General features: G+C 51.3%; 18 protein-coding genes. 5 read left to right on the forward strand and 13 right to left on the reverse strand.

Features of this window, described 5'->3' with window-relative positions:
- Positions 1-18: 18 nt before the first annotated feature.
- The 6 genes from KNP85_RS13370 to glmS all read right to left on the reverse strand — a co-directional run bounded on the left by KNP85_RS13370 (position 19) and on the right by glmS (position 7455).
- Positions 19-1164 carry a mannitol-1-phosphate 5-dehydrogenase gene (locus KNP85_RS13370; RefSeq protein WP_214803440.1) on the reverse strand — a complete coding sequence of 382 codons (1146 nt, stop codon included), beginning with the start codon at positions 1162-1164 and terminating at the stop codon, positions 19-21.
- A complete protein-coding gene (locus KNP85_RS13375) occupies positions 1164-1595 on the reverse strand; it encodes a PTS mannitol transporter subunit IIA (RefSeq protein WP_214803443.1) in 432 nt (143 codons plus the stop codon). Before KNP85_RS13375 ends, KNP85_RS13370 begins: the two co-directional genes overlap by 1 nt.
- 44 nt (positions 1596-1639) lie before the next feature.
- The gene (locus KNP85_RS13380; RefSeq protein ID WP_214803446.1) at positions 1640-3061 is read right to left on the reverse strand and encodes a PTS mannitol transporter subunit IIBC; all 1422 of its coding nucleotides are present in this window, start codon (positions 3059-3061) and stop codon (positions 1640-1642) included.
- 166 nt (positions 3062-3227) lie between these two features.
- Positions 3228-5255 (reverse strand): BglG family transcription antiterminator, encoded by a 2028-nt coding sequence (locus KNP85_RS13385; protein ID WP_214803449.1) that lies wholly within the window; start codon positions 5253-5255, stop codon positions 3228-3230.
- The gene (locus KNP85_RS13390; protein WP_214803452.1) at positions 5245-5514 is read right to left on the reverse strand and encodes a PTS sugar transporter subunit IIB; all 270 of its coding nucleotides are present in this window, start codon (positions 5512-5514) and stop codon (positions 5245-5247) included. The genes KNP85_RS13385 and KNP85_RS13390 overlap by 11 nt, the downstream gene beginning before the upstream one ends.
- A 144-nt stretch (positions 5515-5658) precedes the next feature.
- Positions 5659-7455: a glutamine--fructose-6-phosphate transaminase (isomerizing) gene (gene glmS / locus KNP85_RS13395; RefSeq protein ID WP_214803455.1), complete on the reverse strand. Its 1797-nt coding sequence runs from the start codon at positions 7453-7455 to the stop codon at positions 5659-5661.
- Positions 7456-7869: 414 nt separating this feature from the next.
- On the opposite strand from glmS, the gene KNP85_RS13400 reads away from it, so the two are divergent.
- The gene (locus KNP85_RS13400) at positions 7870-8205 is read left to right on the forward strand and encodes a hypothetical protein (RefSeq protein ID WP_021065292.1); all 336 of its coding nucleotides are present in this window, start codon (positions 7870-7872) and stop codon (positions 8203-8205) included.
- A 32-nt stretch (positions 8206-8237) separates the two neighbouring features.
- Here the strand turns inward: KNP85_RS13400 and KNP85_RS13405 are convergent, their stop codons facing one another.
- The 7 genes from KNP85_RS13405 to KNP85_RS13435 are packed head-to-tail and all read right to left on the reverse strand — an operon-like array spanning position 8238 to position 11860.
- Positions 8238-8996, reverse strand: a complete 759-nt coding sequence (locus KNP85_RS13405; RefSeq protein ID WP_214803460.1) for an endonuclease/exonuclease/phosphatase family protein — start codon at positions 8994-8996, stop codon at positions 8238-8240.
- The gene (locus KNP85_RS13410; protein WP_251136300.1) at positions 8993-9538 is read right to left on the reverse strand and encodes a P-loop nucleotide/nucleoside kinase family protein; all 546 of its coding nucleotides are present in this window, start codon (positions 9536-9538) and stop codon (positions 8993-8995) included. The genes KNP85_RS13405 and KNP85_RS13410 overlap by 4 nt, the downstream gene beginning before the upstream one ends.
- A gap of 32 nt (positions 9539-9570) precedes the next feature.
- Positions 9571-10041 (reverse strand): hypothetical protein, encoded by a 471-nt coding sequence (locus KNP85_RS13415; protein ID WP_214803466.1) that lies wholly within the window; start codon positions 10039-10041, stop codon positions 9571-9573.
- On the reverse strand, positions 10034-10543 hold the full coding sequence (locus tag KNP85_RS13420; RefSeq protein ID WP_214803468.1) for a hypothetical protein: 510 nt from the start codon (positions 10541-10543) through the stop codon (positions 10034-10036). The genes KNP85_RS13415 and KNP85_RS13420 overlap by 8 nt, the downstream gene beginning before the upstream one ends.
- Positions 10544-10987, reverse strand: a complete 444-nt coding sequence (locus KNP85_RS13425) for a hypothetical protein (RefSeq protein ID WP_214803472.1) — start codon at positions 10985-10987, stop codon at positions 10544-10546.
- Between the two features lie 4 nt (positions 10988-10991).
- Positions 10992-11420 (reverse strand): hypothetical protein, encoded by a 429-nt coding sequence (locus KNP85_RS13430; protein ID WP_214803474.1) that lies wholly within the window; start codon positions 11418-11420, stop codon positions 10992-10994.
- Positions 11417-11860, reverse strand: a complete 444-nt coding sequence (locus KNP85_RS13435) for a hypothetical protein (protein WP_214803477.1) — start codon at positions 11858-11860, stop codon at positions 11417-11419. The genes KNP85_RS13430 and KNP85_RS13435 overlap by 4 nt, the downstream gene beginning before the upstream one ends.
- A 199-nt stretch (positions 11861-12059) precedes the next feature.
- Here KNP85_RS13435 and KNP85_RS13440 point away from each other — a divergent pair, with 199 nt between their 5' ends.
- The 4 genes from KNP85_RS13440 to KNP85_RS13455 all read left to right on the forward strand — a co-directional run bounded on the left by KNP85_RS13440 (position 12060) and on the right by KNP85_RS13455 (position 14576).
- Positions 12060-12770, forward strand: coding sequence for a GntR family transcriptional regulator (locus tag KNP85_RS13440; protein WP_214803480.1), 711 nt, complete (start codon positions 12060-12062; stop codon positions 12768-12770).
- A gap of 151 nt (positions 12771-12921) precedes the next feature.
- Positions 12922-13269: a PTS lactose/cellobiose transporter subunit IIA gene (locus tag KNP85_RS13445; protein ID WP_214803485.1), complete on the forward strand. Its 348-nt coding sequence runs from the start codon at positions 12922-12924 to the stop codon at positions 13267-13269.
- Complete coding sequence (locus KNP85_RS13450; protein ID WP_214803488.1) at positions 13266-14054, forward strand: PTS transporter subunit EIIC; 789 nt, start codon at positions 13266-13268, stop codon at positions 14052-14054. Before KNP85_RS13445 ends, KNP85_RS13450 begins: the two co-directional genes overlap by 4 nt.
- Before the next feature lie 339 nt (positions 14055-14393).
- Positions 14394-14576, forward strand: coding sequence for a hypothetical protein (locus KNP85_RS13455; RefSeq protein ID WP_211779991.1), 183 nt, complete (start codon positions 14394-14396; stop codon positions 14574-14576).
- The last annotated feature ends 32 nt before the right edge of the window (positions 14577-14608 follow it).

Consider the following 14608-nt stretch of genomic DNA (forward strand, 5'->3'; position numbering starts at 1 on the left):
ATTAGGAGAGGCCTTACTTTAAGACACACGTGCTTTTTCTTGTTCACGAATCAAATGATATTGTTCGAGAATCAGTTTTGTCAGTGTATCGTCTTCATGCAATTGAAGGTATTTTTCGACCGTCGACACGATACCGTCTTCTTCAATGGATAAGTTAAGTTCAGAAGATTCTGAATCCTCAGGGTTGTAATAAGTTAAAGCAGCTGCAATCCCGTAGGCCAGTTCATTCGGTTCGATGCCGTTATCGATGAGTTCGCGGGCTGGTTTGACGAGCCGATCACTCGGTCCGAGCTTACGGATCGGTGAGCGGGCGACGCGTGAGACTTCATCTTTTAACTTCGGATTCTCGAATCGTTTGATGATCTTTTGAATGTATTGGCTATGTTCTTTCGCCTCGAACCCGTACTTCTCAAGGAGGAGCCAACCAGTCTCATACAACGCGCCTTGGACGACTTGACGGACACGGCGATCTTTCAGCGCCTCGTCAATCGTCGCTTTCCCGAACAAGGAACCGATGTATGACGCAATGGCGTGACCCGTGTTGACCGTGAACAGCTTCCGTTCGATGTATGGCCCAATCTCGTCGACCCATGTCACACCTTGAAGTGGGGGCCGCTCGGCCAATCCTTTCGTCTCAATGACCCACTCGTAAAACGTCTCGACCTCGACGAATAGCGGATCTGCGTGTTGCTGCAGCGGAACGATCCGGTCGACGGCTGCGTTCGGGAACGAGACGTTCGCTGTCTCGACACCGCCTGATGTCTCGATGGCTTGGTGGAGCGATGCGCTACCGCCAATCATGTTCTCACAAGCAATCACATAAACTGGTGCCGACGTCTCGCGTTCACGAAGTCCTTCGCTGATGAGTGGCGCGACTTTCGGCAACAGCGTCGGTCCGACCGCGGTCGTGATGAGATCGGCCTCGGCGATGAGGGCGATGACGCGTTCCGGGTCGGTCAAACTGTTGACGCCGCGGACCCGATCGACGACGACGTTGTCGACGCCTTCTTCGGCAAATCCGACTTCATAGAACCGTTTGTCTTCTAACGCCTGGATGACGGTATCGTTAATATCGACGAACGTGACCTCGTAGCCGCTCTGATTGAGCAACAATCCGATAAATCCACGTCCGATGTTCCCTGCCCCAAAATGTACGGCTTTCATTACGCCACCTCTTCCATGAATAGCGACAAAATCTCTTCTTTCGTCTTCGCCTGTACAAGACGTTCGACATTATCCTCATCTGAACAGATGACTGCGATTTGGGACAGGAGCTCCAAATGTTCGTCATCCACACCGGCAATCCCGATGACGAGTTTCGCCGTTTGGCCACCGAAATCGACGCCGGCCGGCACTTGGAGGATGGAAATCCCCGTCTTTTGAACGGCGGATTTCGCTTCCTCGGTCCCGTGCGGAATCGCGACTTGGTTCCCGATATACACGCTCGAGAGCGCTTGACGTTCGTGCATCGCTTTGACGTAAGCCGGAGATACGCATCCGGCTGCTTCTAACACTTGACCAGCTGCGTCAATCGCTTCAGCCGACGTGTTGAACGATTGGTTGAGTCGAATCATCTCTGTCTGAATGAATGGCATTTTAGTTCCTCCTATACCTTAACCCTTGTCTCTGTCTACTTGTGTTATGAGATTTTGCTGCGTTCTGCTTTAATTTCTTCAATCAATTGATCGTAATAGTCGGCGTTCAAGAAATTCGTGACCGAACGGTGAATCGCATCCGGCACTTGTGCCTCGGCCCGGTCCGTCAAATCCTCATGGGTGATGACGAATTGGGCGTCTTTCGGCAACTGGCTAATCGATGTGTTCGTGACTCGAATCGGCAAGTTCGCTTTATTCACTTTATTGCGAAGCACCGAGGCGCCCATCGCGCTCGAACCCATCCCTGCGTCACAAGCGAAGATGATGTGATCGACTTTGTCGAGACGGTCGTGAACGAGAGCTGACGCATACGACTGTTTGCCTTTCATCGCGCTGACGTTTTGTGTCGCTTCTTCAAGTGACACTTCTTCTGCCGCGCTCGATTTCAAGATGACGCTTGCCACGGCGAACGTGACCGCTGCCGACAACAGGATTCCTGTCACAAGTCCGAGGTACGAACCGCGTGAAGCCATCGCGAGTATCGCGAAGATACTACCTGGTGACGCTGGTGCGACGAGACCGACATCGAACAAGACGAATGTGAAGACCCCTGTTGCACCCCCTGCGATCATCGCAAGGATCAAGATCGGTTTCATCAAGACGTATGGGAAGTAAATTTCGTGAATCCCACCGAGGAAGTGAATGATTGCCGCCCCTGGTGCCGTGCGTTTGGCCGCACCTTTAGCGAACACCATGTAAGCGAGCAGTAAACCAAGACCTGGTCCCGGGTTTGCTTCAAGTAAGAACAAGACCGATTTCCCGGCGTCCGCCACTTGATCGACACCGAGCGGGCTCAAAATCCCGTGGTTGATGGCATTGTTCAAGAACAAGATTTTCGCTGGCTCGATGAATAGACTGGCGATTGGTAACAGTTTCGCACCGACGATCCAGTCGACACCGGCTGCCATGACTTTATCAAGGCCGCTCATGATTGGACCGAACACCTCGAAGCCACCGATCATAAGAAGACCACCGATGATACCGACCGAGAAGTTGTTGACGAGCATTTCGAATCCAGCCTTGACCTTGCCTTCGATGAGGCGGTCAAATTGTTTAATGACATATCCACCGAGTGGACCCATGATCATCGCACCGAGGAACATCGGAATGTCCGTCCCGACGATGACCCCCATCGTGGCGAGTACCCCGACGACTCCGCCTCGTACGTCATGAATCAACTTACCGCCGGTGAATCCGATTAAGAGCGGTAACAGATACGTGATTGTCGGACCAACGAGTTCTGCTAATTTTTCATTCGACCACCAGCCCGTTGGAATGAAGAGGGCGGTGATAATCCCCCAGGCGATGAAGGCGCCGATGTTTGGCATGACCATCCCGCTCAGGAAACTCCCGAACCGTTGTACTTTGACTCGAACCCCGCCCGAGCCAGCTTGCGCATTCGCCATGTATAAAACCTCCAGTCGATTATTGTGAAAGGTAGATTGTTGTAGTATAGCTAACCGGTTTGTGCTCTACACTCGTATTGTAGTCCCAGAGTAAGCGCTTTCTCAATTCAATTCAGTTCATACTTTGGCAACATTCTATGCCAAATAAAAAAATGACCACGGCGGGTCATTTCTCGTGCAGCGTGTCTTGAATCATTTTCTTCATACATTCATGAAGCAAGAGACGCAGTTCTTTCTTTGAACCGTTACTGTATAAGTTCATATGTTGCTCACTCTCAATCAATGATCCACTGACCGCACTAAGGAACTGGAGTTCGACGTCCTCCGCCTCTTCGGGTGCGAGCAGGACAAGCAGACGCGATACCGGCTCGGTCGATTGGTCCATCATGAGGAGCGGGATCGATTGATTCAAGTCGAAAGCGAATACACTCGCCCGTTCAATCGAGGCGTGACGCCCATGGAACAAGGCCAGTTTCGTGCCCGGAATCCCGAGCCCCGCCACTTCATGACGCCGGAGCAGTTGGGCTGATAACTGGATACCGCTTTGGACGAGTCCACGTTCTTCTAGATGCGTCCCAATATCGAGCAAGATGTCTTCGAGTCGGTCACTATTATCGAGCGTGACGAGATCGAACTGCCGGTCCATTCGTTCGAACGTCTCGACGAGTGCACCCAGCTCGTTGAAGTCGAGCATCGTCGAATGGCTCTTCTCTTTCGTCTGGAACGACTGTGGGAGCGACAACAGCAAGTGGCGGACGCGCTGTACTTCTTCGTTCGTCAACAGCGGGTTGACGATGAGCGTCGGTACCGACAACGGCGGCAACGGCACGGTCGACAAGATCACATCATAATCGTCGAGTCGATGCTGCTCAAGACCGAACAATGATGAGTTGACGACGTCCTGCATCTCCGGAAACTCTTGTTTGACCCGGTTGACGAGCATCTTCGAGGATCCGAGACCGGCCGAACAGACGACAAGAGCCCGATATTCCCGACGCCGGACCGGTTTGACGAGCGCGGCGGCGAAATGCATCGCCCAAAACACGGTCTCTTCTTCTGTGAACGTGTTCGTCCCGAAGACAATATCGGCCGCCTGTTGAATGGCCGAACGCAAATGTGGATAGTCACGGTCGATGTGCGGACGGACCGTGTCCGTATCGGGAAGCGCCTGGGTATTCATGCTCGATAGGATGTGAGCGAGGAGCCCTTTCTCGAGCGCGGCATCGTCCGTGAAGGCGAATCCGTGGATGAGCGAGACGTGATGGATGAGCTTATGCACGCGAATCTGCATGACCCAGCGCTCTTCTTCATCTTCTTTCATCTGTTCTTTCAACGACCGGAGCCGGTTCGCTTCCTCGGCGAACCAGACCCGTTCCGCCATCGAGAACGGCGTCCCGAGTGCCGTCTCCATATCGTGTGCGACTTTCAAATAGTCGTCGGAACGTCCTTTCGTATACATCTCTAAGAAGAAGCCGGCGTCCAGACGGGCTTGTTGCACCCCATAAGCGAACGTCACACGCATAATCGTCCGGTCATCCATCCGCTCATACGGATGTTCCTTCAAATAGTCATAGCCGTCACGAAGCGCCTCGAGCATAATGTCACACGGGACGGTCTTCAAAAAGGTCGGGATGTAATCATCCTCCCCGCGCACGAAGCGATAGAACGCGAGCGTGTCCCAATGGGCGAGTAGCGCATTGATCATCAGCTTCCGCTTCTCGGCTTCAAGGCCGAGCACTCGGGCCCCGACCCCTTTCTTCCGTTCGACTTCGAGGTGATACTCGTCGAACCAACGATCGAGTTTCTCGAGGTCTTGTGTGAGCGTACTCGGTGAGACGTGCATCTGTTTCGCGACCGCCTGCAGCTTGAGCGTGTCTTTTTCAAACAGGAGCCGCCAAGCGAGCTCGAAGATGCGGTCTTCGGCCGTCGGAATCGCCTCGGCCGACAAAATCAAGTCTTCGCGCAGCTGTTGCTTCGCATCGGAACGGCCGATGAGACTGAGGCCGTGCCCACGCTGCCAAGCGAGTTCCAACTCGAATTCGCGCAGGATGCCTTCGAGCAGTTGACGCTCCCGTTGAATCGTCCGCTCAGACAAATTGACCGCTTGCGCGATTTCCGCGAGCGGTGTCGACGTCTCCGTTGCCAATAGATGTAGTAAAATCGAGCGCTCTCGGGCGCTCCACTCATGTTTCATATGCATTCACCCATTCCTCGACGAGTTGTCGATATTCCGTGAGCGATAACATGTGTCTGACCGAGTGAACGTGCGCGGTCGGATGATCGATTGTCGCAGTCCCGGCTTGATAGATAATCCAATCCACGTCTTCCGGGATGTTTCGATACGTGCCGTGTTGAATCACACACGACAATTTTCCCGAACACGCTTCGGCAAACAGCTTCGCCGCCATCGCGCTCGTGACGAACCCGCATGGACAGGCAATATATACGTTCATGTCAGACCTTCTTTCATCGCTTATCTTTATCTAACCATACGATGCAACCGCTTACTTCACCTACTATTTTGCTTGTTGGCAAAGATATCGGCAAGCAGTAAAAAGCACCCCTCTGTTTAGAGAAGTGCTTTGATGATAGATTGATTATTCAACCGTCACTGATTTCGCCAAGTTACGCGGCTTATCGACGTCACAGCCACGTGCGAGCGCGGCATAATACGCCATGAGTTGAACCGGTAACACCGTGATGAGCGGGGCGAGAATCGGTTCGACGTGCGGCAAGATGAACTCATCGTTCTCGTGCTCGACGCCTTGCATCGAGATGATACACGCGTTCGCACCACGGGCGACGACTTCTTTGACATTGCCGCGGATGTTCAAGTTCGTCTTCGGTTGCGAGATGAGCGCGATGACCGGTGTGCCGTCTTCAATCAAAGCGATCGACCCGTGTTTGAGTTCTCCGCCCGGGTAGCCTTCTGCTTGGATATACGAGATTTCTTTTACTTTGAGCGCGCCTTCGAGACAGACCGACGCATCGAGGCCACGTCCGATGAAGAACGTGTTCGGCGTCGTCTTCAAGTAACGGTCCGACAAATCTTCAAACAGCTCTTTTTGCGACATGATCGAGTCCATGATCGTCGCGACACGCGCGAGTTCCGGCATCAACTCGAACGGCAACTCTTTCCCGTTTGCGCGGGCGATATCATAGGCGAGGATGGCGAGCACGGCGATTTGAGCCGTGTATGCTTTCGTCGACGCGACCGCGATTTCCGGGCCGGCGTGAAGAAGCATCGTCTCGTTCGCTTCACGTGAGAGGGTCGACCCTGGTACGTTCGTCATCGTGAGCGCCTTGTAGCCGCGCTTCTTCACTTCGACGAGAACGGCCCGGCTGTCGGCCGTCTCCCCAGACTGTGACAAGAAGACGAACAGCGGACGTGAACTTAAGAGCGGCATATTGTAGCCGAACTCTGACGAGACGTGGACCTCGGTCGGGATGCCGGCAATCCGCTCAAGGATGTCTTTTCCGACGAGCCCAGCGTTATAGCTCGTGCCACAGGCGACGATGTAGATGCGGTCCGCTTCCGAGACGAGCGAGCGCACGCCTTCCGTGAGCTCGATGTCACCGGCGTCGTTCTGGTAGTGCTGGATGATGTTGCGGATGACGGCCGGTTGCTCGTCCATCTCTTTCAACATGTAGTGCGCGTACGTTCCTTTCTCGATGTCTGACGCATCGATCTCGGCCGTGTACGGGGCACGTTCGAGGACCTCGCCGTCGAGTGTCTTGATCGTCGCCGATTCGCGCGTCAAGATGACGATCTCGCCGTCGTGGAGCTCGAGGTACTGGTCCGTCACTTGGAGCATCGCCATCGCGTCAGACGCCACGACGTTGAACGTGCCGTCGCCGAGTCCGACGAGGAGTGGTGACTTGTTTTTGCCGATGTAGAGGCGCTCTTGATCCTCTGAGTCGATCATCGCGATCGCGTATGAGCCGTGGAGCTCAGCCAACGTCTTGCGGAACGCCGCCTCAACGTCATTTAGCACGACGAAGTTCTTCTCCATCAACTGGACGATGACTTCCGTGTCCGTCTCCGAGAGGAACGGGACGTCGAGCGTCGCCTTGATCTGCTCGTCGTTCTCGATGACACCGTTGTGGACGAGCGTGAAGCGGCCCGTCGTGCTGTGGTGCGGGTGGGCGTTCGGGACGCTCGGCACGCCGTGTGTCGCCCAACGTGTGTGGCCAATGCCGATGGCGCCTTCCGTTTCGACCGGTATGATGTCACGAAGTGCGGCGATGCGACCGACTTCTTTGAATACATGGACATCATCACCGACGAGCGCGATTCCGGCTGAGTCGTAGCCCCGATACTCGAGCTTCTCCAACCCTTTTAATAAAATCTCTTTCGTTCCGACTTGACCAATCATTCCTACAATTCCACACATAACAATTCTCCTCATCGATTCGATTTCTCGAAAAAGGAAACGGGCTTTTTAGAGTGCTGTCAACGTGTTCCTCATTGTCCGTCCGGTCACCCGAACGTTTTAAAAGAACACTTTTAGTCGTGACAGGCGACTAGGAGGCATCCGCCGAAAACTCGATAACCCCCAACCTCGTCAACTCCGAAGAGTTCTGGCGCTTTTCCCTTCATAGCTGGCCGTTTCTCCAGATACCCTTTCATGCTAGCCGGTCTCGATTGAATCCGAAAGTGTTTATGCCACAACAAAATCCGATACTTTTTTACTGTTCATGTAAAAGTCACCACTTTCACTAAAAAGCTACTTTTTTGAACAGGCTTGTCCCGGCGAGCTCGTTCGGGCATGATGGAAGTATCTATTAGATGGAGTGGAGGAATGGCTATGAATATCGTCTTTCTCGTCATCGGTATCATCTTATCGACCGCATCCAAATGGCTGCAAATCGAAGGACAGAGTGAAGTTGGGGATTTTCTTGTGTTTCCGGCCGCCTTTTTCTTGGCGCTCGCGCTCTTGTTCAGCTTCCCATTCTTTAAAGAATGGTGGGATGACCCGTCGCTTCGCCCGAAAGCGTATCGTTTTGCTGGACTTGCTGCCGGCGGCGTCTTGTCCTTTCAGCTCTTCGCCTGGCTCCTGTTTGGTCAAGGCGAGTGGATCGGAAGTATGTTCTTGATCCCGTTCCTCATCTGTCTCTACTTCGTCATCCGTACGTTTAAATGAAAAAAGGGGAGCGCCTAAGCGTTCCCCCTTTTTTAAGAGATGTCGATGTCGAGTAAGACTCCATAGTGATCACTCGGAAACACGTCGGCGTTCGTAACGGACGTCTTTCCAAACACGTCCACGTTCGAGATAAAGGGGACGTTCCCTTCGTCGTGACGCAATAACATCCAATCGTAGCGTGCCGGTTGTTTCTGCAAAGAATCCTGCTTCAAATACGGATTGTGTCCATAATCCAGCGTCGGCTCATCCCCACCACGATGACATGTGGCGACATCGATCCAACGATGTGCGGTCAAATCACGATAGATTTCCGACTGCGGATTGTCATTGAAGTCACCACATAGCAACTCGTAACGTTCTCCCCCACCGATCCACTCGCGAATCGCTCGCACTTGCGCTTCCCGAATGACCGGCGGCCGCCAATTCAGATGGACGTTCGTCAATCCGAACGCGTGACCTCCTGCTTGAAACGTCACCCGCATCGCACAGTAGTTCGCTTCTTCTACCTCGTGGTGCCAAATCGCATCATTCGTCTCGAGCGGAATATGACTTAAGACAGCGAGCCCTTCATCGGGTGAATCCGGATAGGCGAGAAACACGCAAAACGGATAGCCCGTTTCGTTGGCGATCTGCTCGGCTACACTGATGCCTTGCTCCCCTTCCACATGCGTTTTGACTTCTTGAAGCGCCAGCACATCGGCGTCAATCATCTTCACTGTGGTACAGATGGAATCGATCCGTTTCGACCATAATGTCGGATTGTTCCAGAGGTTGAACGTCGCAATCCTCATGTACTGGCTCCACTTTGTTGCAAATCTGTCAGCACGAATTGTTCGCTTTCTTGAAGCTGTTGAATCATCTCTCTCAACTCACCGACCGTGTTGTCTAAATAGTAACGGTCCGGTGCACCCGAGCTTAGAAACTCGTTCCGCAATATGATGACCCGCTCCCCCATCTGCGCATCGCTCGGCCGGTGTTGATCACGTTGGACGTGAACGTCTTGCTCCGCCCATAAGATGACGTAGCGCACTTCGACACCTTGTTCAATCCAGTGAGCCGTGTAACGCTTCACGTCTTGCCAAAAGGCGACCCAGTCCACGACGACGTCATACCCTGCCTCAAGAAAATTTTCGGTCAACGCGACGATATTCTTCCAAACCAAATCGTTTGCCCGCTCCGATTCCCATGGCCTTTCACGACTAGAGACTGCCATATGACTGATGTCATCCCCCGACACGTATGCACTCTTCTCCATGCTTTGAGCGAGCCATCTCGCCGTCGTCGACTTCCCGACACCAGCCGGACCTGAAATGATCCATACTTTCCGATTCATCATTATCCTCCTTAACATATAAGAGGAAGCGCCTAAGCGCTCCCCCACTTTTGTTCTTCTCGCAATTCGGCTTCCGTGACGTAGTGCTCGTCGAGTTGAGTCATATGACGCTCATAAAGACGATGCTCAAGAATGGCGAGCACGTATGCTCCTAGCCCAATCAAAGCGAACGTTTGGAGTGTAATCAAATCCGTGAGCAATGCATAAACCCATAATAGGAAGAGTGGTAGTGTCACGAGCCCGAAGATGGAGTTAAGATGGATGAGCCGCTTTGCTGCATCCGACTTCAAAAATTGTTTTTTAATATTCTCGCGTTGCCACATCTTGCGAAAATCGGGAAGACCCACTGCGATGCTGAGAAATATGACTGTCATTGGTGAGAGCCAATTATACTTTAATGAGAAAAATAGAAGTGCGGCCAACACCGCTGACAAAAACACTTGTGTGGAATGCTTTCTCTGGTCGAACGCCGTCAATTCACGCATTTGGCTTCGTTTATCCATGACCTTGCTCCTTCTCGATGTCGCGCGCTTCCCGAATCAGTTTTAAATCCTCCCCCGTCAAATAATGGCCGTCATGCTTTTGGATGATGCGATCGAGCCACTTCCCGAAAAAGGCAGCTCCCCAGAAAAAGGCTTGCGACAACAAGAACGCCTGAAATGATTGCGGTTGTGGCGTCTCATAGAATACGACAATCCCGTAGTATCCGATTGCGCTAACCCCAATCAAATAAATCGTATACCGGAGCGTAAGCAGTTTCCGTGCCTGTCCATTTTTCACGAACCGACGCCACATGAGAAATCGAGTCGTTTCGATGCTAATCATCAGAGCGAAAACCGACACTAAGAGCACAAGGATAAATGACTCGGGCATGTCCCAGTACGATGCGTAAATTAACATCCCAACGACCGCAGAAACGACCAGGATGCCGAAGCCCCAACTCGTCCACTTCTCAAATCGAAGAATCGTATCAATCTGTTGCTTTGATTGTGGTGATAGTTCCATTCAACTCATCCTTTCGATCAATTCTTCATACGTCGGTGCATGAGGATCATGCTTTTTCAACTGACGTTCAATGAATCGTTTCCGATGATTTGCAGTTAACCCCCAAATCCCAAATAGAAATCCAATCACAATTCCAAGCGACTCCATTGTTAATAACGCCGTCATAAACGTGCCCATCAACAGCGCGCTAATCCACGTATCCGCATATTCGACCTTTAGCCACTGTAAGCTTTTTGGGTGCGTCGAGACATGGCGAAGGAGACGGTATTGTTTATGCCCTATGAAAGTAAGGAACACAGCGACGGTCCACATTAGAGGAATCAATAACATCTTTTCGAATAGAAGCGCAATAATCATTAATAGAATGTAGGTGCCCAGGACCGCGCCCCCAAAGCGTTGAATTCGTTTAATCGATTGGACTTCTTGTTGAATAGAATACTTCATCCGCTCACCCCTTAAGCTGTTCATATGTAGGAAGCCACACATCCTCTTCTTTCATCCGCTTTTCGATTCGTATCGTCATCCATCCAGCCACTCCAATGACAACAACCCCAACGATGTACCATTCGTTCGACTCAAACAACTCACGACCATTCAAAGCGATAAAGAAGGCGATCGTATTGAAACAGTCACTCCATAGTTGCTGGCGATAGCGATGCGCCAATGGTGGATTCAATGCTTGCCGCATCCGGGACCTTCGCATGTACATAACATTGACGGGGACGAGCGCTAGTCCGATATAGACAATTCCCCAAAACAGATGACCCGTCCATGATATAACTGGAAAGACGACAGTCAACAAGACACCGATGATCCCAAAGATGAGTTGTTGGAATGAACGAAACCACGCCCGTTCCTGTTCGATCCGTTCCTTCATCGTGCTTCCTCCAGCTCGAGGGCGCGTAACATCGGGTCATGCGCTTTTAAAGCCCGGTTCAAGCGGCGCGATACGACCTCGCTCATGATTCCCCAGATGACGACCGCGAACGCCCAATAGATGTTGTCGCGACTAAAAATCAATAGACCACCGACCATGATGACAAGCACGCTCGTATTGACGATGTCGTACACCAACTGCCAACGGAGTAGCTTTTGGGCGGCGGACTCGACCAAAAACGAACGCCTCATCCGATATTTCGCCACGTCTGAAACGAACAGCGCGATGCCGACAAGCCCGAGCGGTACGGCAATCCACGTCGCCTGTCCAATGAACATGAAAACGAACGCCAGAGTGACGATCGTTAATAAGACGTAGCCGATGCGTGTGTGTCGTTGCTTCCATTCTCGTTCCCGTTCCATTCGAACTGATTGTGCCATGACCTTCTCCTCCTCACTCTTCTCCTTTTCTATACGAAATACCTTTCCAATTTGTTTCGCCTATTTTTAGGATTCTCTTTACAATCGTTCGACGTTTTTCAACAATTGCCGAAGGATTGTCCTCCACCCATATATAATTTCTGATATACTGATAGCGTATTCATACCTACAAATTTTCATGTGAAAGGTGCAGACCCTGATGTCCCCAAAGTATAAACAAGTCGCTGAACAGATTGAGACGGATATTATGAATCACGTCTATCAACATACGAACAAGCTCCTCACCGAGGAAGAATACGCCACGAAATACGGCGTCAGCCGCAACACGATCCGAAAAGCGATCGAGATTCTTGTCAATAAAGGCTACGTCTATCAAGTGCAAGGCAGCGGTGTCTTCGTCCGTGACCATTATATGAGCGATTATGTGAACCTCGAGAAGTTGCAAGGTCTCACGAGTGACTTCAGTGGACGGAAAGTCGAGACGTGCGTCCTAGATTTCGAATTGACGACAGCGAACGATGAAGTGGCCGAGCGGATGAAGTGTGATATCGGCACACCCGTCTATTACGTCAAACGCCTTCGTCTCGTCGATGACCATCCGTTCTCGGTCGAGGATTCGTATTTCCGGAAAGACCTTGTCGTCTATCTCGATCGGAACATCACTGAGAAGTCGATTTACAACTACTTCCGCAACGACCAAAAACTCGCCATTGGTTTCGCCGATCGTGTCATTTACGCCGACTTTTTGAACGCAGAAGATGCCAAACTACTCGGGTTGAACGAAAACGATCCGGCCCTCCTCGTCGACAACACCGTCTATTTGACAAACGGTCAAATCTTCGACGTATCGCGCTCGACACATCATTTCCGCCATGTGAAGATGCTCAAAGTCTCAAACATCAAGTCCTAAACGCGCTCGAGAGATTGTTCTCGTGTGCGTTTTTTTATGTTCGCATTTCGGGCAAAAGAAAGGGTTTACATGTAAGCGGTATCGTGCACTATCATCTTTTTATAATTTGTAACTATGAATTTTGGTTATCCATACAAAAAGGAGAGATAATATGGTTTCTGAAACAATTGAAATTACTCCCAAAGATATCTTCGGTTTAATCGCCCTTTTAGGCGACGCGAAAGCAAGCTACCATCATGCGATGCTGTTGATGCAAGAAGGCAAAGCAGAAGAAGCGGCTGAAGCGGTCAAAGCTGGTGACGCGACATTAAAAGAAGCACACGCCATCCAGACGAAATTCGTCACACTCGAGGCACAAGGGAAAACGGCTACGGTCGGAGTCCTCATGGTGCACGCGCAAGACCACTTAATGAACACGATCCTCGTAAAAGAGATGCTCGGCTATATGATGAACATGCAAAACGAAATCAACCAATTGAAAGGAATGGATCAAAAATGATGAAAATCGGACTCTTCTGCGCAGCAGGTATGTCAACAAGTATGTTAGTCGAAAAGATGAAAGCAATTGCCGAGCGTACGTTCACAGAAGTCGTCTATGACGTGCTTCAAGCACCACTTCAAAACTTGACAGACACACTTGCCGGAGCCGTCATCATCGTGGTGCTCATGTCAGTCATGTGGTGGTGTGGAATTCACGGTGCTGCCATCCTCATGGGGATTAAGGGACCACTCCTTACAGCTAACGCGCTTCAAAACCAAGCACTCCTCGATGCGGGTGAAACACTCCTTGCCGGTGAGAACGCGAAAATCGTTACAATCCAGTTCCTCGACGTGTTCACGAAGCTCGGTGGATCAGGCATCACAATCGGGTTCATTATCGCAACACTCATCGTCGCCCGCTCGGCTCACTTGAAGCAACTCGGTAAGCTCTCGCTTGCACCAAGTCTCTTCAACATCAACGAGCCGGTCATCTTCGGGATGCCGATTGTGTTCAACCCGATCATGTTCGTACCGTTCGTCATCGTTCCTGCCATCGCATCGTTCATGGTGTACTTCCCAATCCTTTGGGGCTGGGTCGACCCGTTCAACGCGCTTCAAGTGCCATGGACGACACCACCAGTAATCTCCGGTTTCTTAATCGGCGGATGGCGTGCAGCGCTCTTGCAGATTGCAACGATTGCCATGGCCGTAGCCGTCTACCTCCCGTTCGTCCGCATGCAAGACCGCGTGTCGTATGGTGAAGAGTTGAAAGCACAAGAAGACGCAGACAAAGCGTCAGCCTAAGCAAAAAACGACAGCCCTTCTCAGCGATGAGAAGGGCTGTTATATTTAGGGAAACAAGTAATAATGTGGATGGTCCTCAAACATTGTCCGCTCAGTCGCCACGACTTAGAAATGAGGAAAGATCTCTATGACAAGAAAAAATATGCAATGGATCGCGTTTGCTATCGCTATTTTGCCTACGTTCGCTCTAGCGATGGCTATGATTGTCGGATTTCAGTTATCAAGAGAAGACACGAGAACTATCTTGTCTATAGCTTACGGGCTATCGGTGGCCCTACTCTTGATTTCTCTTCTTCTACCTAAGATAGTTACTAACAAATAGATAAGGAGTAACTGGATATGAAAAACTACACCCCTAGCTTCATGATCTTATCGAGTGCAGCGCTCACCTTCGGGCTTGGGTTCAAATCCATCGTCCCGTATGCGATGTTGATCGGCATCGGGCTACATATGATTTTTCTTCTATGTGCCGCCTACTCGTTAGGCAAGTACCGGGCCAATAAATCACAACTCGATTCGTAACGCCATGACACTTACTGTCACGGCGTTTTTTT

Origin of the sequence: Exiguobacterium sp. s194 (genome assembly GCF_018618275.1) — a bacterium.
GTDB lineage: Bacteria > Bacillota > Bacilli > Exiguobacteriales > Exiguobacteriaceae > Exiguobacterium > Exiguobacterium chiriqhucha.

Coding starts and splice junctions, on each gene's coding strand:
- KNP85_RS13370 (WP_214803440.1), bottom strand. CDS start 1,164: ATGAAAGCCGTACATTTTGGGGCAGGGAACATCGGACGTGGATTTATC.
- KNP85_RS13375 (WP_214803443.1), bottom strand. CDS start 1,595: ATGCCATTCATTCAGACAGAGATGATTCGACTCAACCAATCGTTCAAC.
- KNP85_RS13380 (WP_214803446.1), bottom strand. CDS start 3,061: ATGGCGAATGCGCAAGCTGGCTCGGGCGGGGTTCGAGTCAAAGTACAA.
- KNP85_RS13385 (WP_214803449.1), bottom strand. CDS start 5,255: ATGAAACATGAGTGGAGCGCCCGAGAGCGCTCGATTTTACTACATCTA.
- KNP85_RS13390 (WP_214803452.1), bottom strand. CDS start 5,514: ATGAACGTATATATTGCCTGTCCATGCGGGTTCGTCACGAGCGCGATG.
- glmS (WP_214803455.1), bottom strand. CDS start 7,455: ATGTGTGGAATTGTAGGAATGATTGGTCAAGTCGGAACGAAAGAGATT.
- KNP85_RS13400 (WP_021065292.1), top strand. CDS start 7,870: ATGAATATCGTCTTTCTCGTCATCGGTATCATCTTATCGACCGCATCC.
- KNP85_RS13405 (WP_214803460.1), bottom strand. CDS start 8,996: ATGAGGATTGCGACGTTCAACCTCTGGAACAATCCGACATTATGGTCG.
- KNP85_RS13410 (WP_251136300.1), bottom strand. CDS start 9,538: ATGAATCGGAAAGTATGGATCATTTCAGGTCCGGCTGGTGTCGGGAAG.
- KNP85_RS13415 (WP_214803466.1), bottom strand. CDS start 10,041: ATGGATAAACGAAGCCAAATGCGTGAATTGACGGCGTTCGACCAGAGA.
- KNP85_RS13420 (WP_214803468.1), bottom strand. CDS start 10,543: ATGGAACTATCACCACAATCAAAGCAACAGATTGATACGATTCTTCGA.
- KNP85_RS13425 (WP_214803472.1), bottom strand. CDS start 10,987: ATGAAGTATTCTATTCAACAAGAAGTCCAATCGATTAAACGAATTCAA.
- KNP85_RS13430 (WP_214803474.1), bottom strand. CDS start 11,420: ATGAAGGAACGGATCGAACAGGAACGGGCGTGGTTTCGTTCATTCCAA.
- KNP85_RS13435 (WP_214803477.1), bottom strand. CDS start 11,860: ATGGCACAATCAGTTCGAATGGAACGGGAACGAGAATGGAAGCAACGA.
- KNP85_RS13440 (WP_214803480.1), top strand. CDS start 12,060: ATGTCCCCAAAGTATAAACAAGTCGCTGAACAGATTGAGACGGATATT.
- KNP85_RS13445 (WP_214803485.1), top strand. CDS start 12,922: ATGGTTTCTGAAACAATTGAAATTACTCCCAAAGATATCTTCGGTTTA.
- KNP85_RS13450 (WP_214803488.1), top strand. CDS start 13,266: ATGATGAAAATCGGACTCTTCTGCGCAGCAGGTATGTCAACAAGTATG.
- KNP85_RS13455 (WP_211779991.1), top strand. CDS start 14,394: ATGAAAAACTACACCCCTAGCTTCATGATCTTATCGAGTGCAGCGCTC.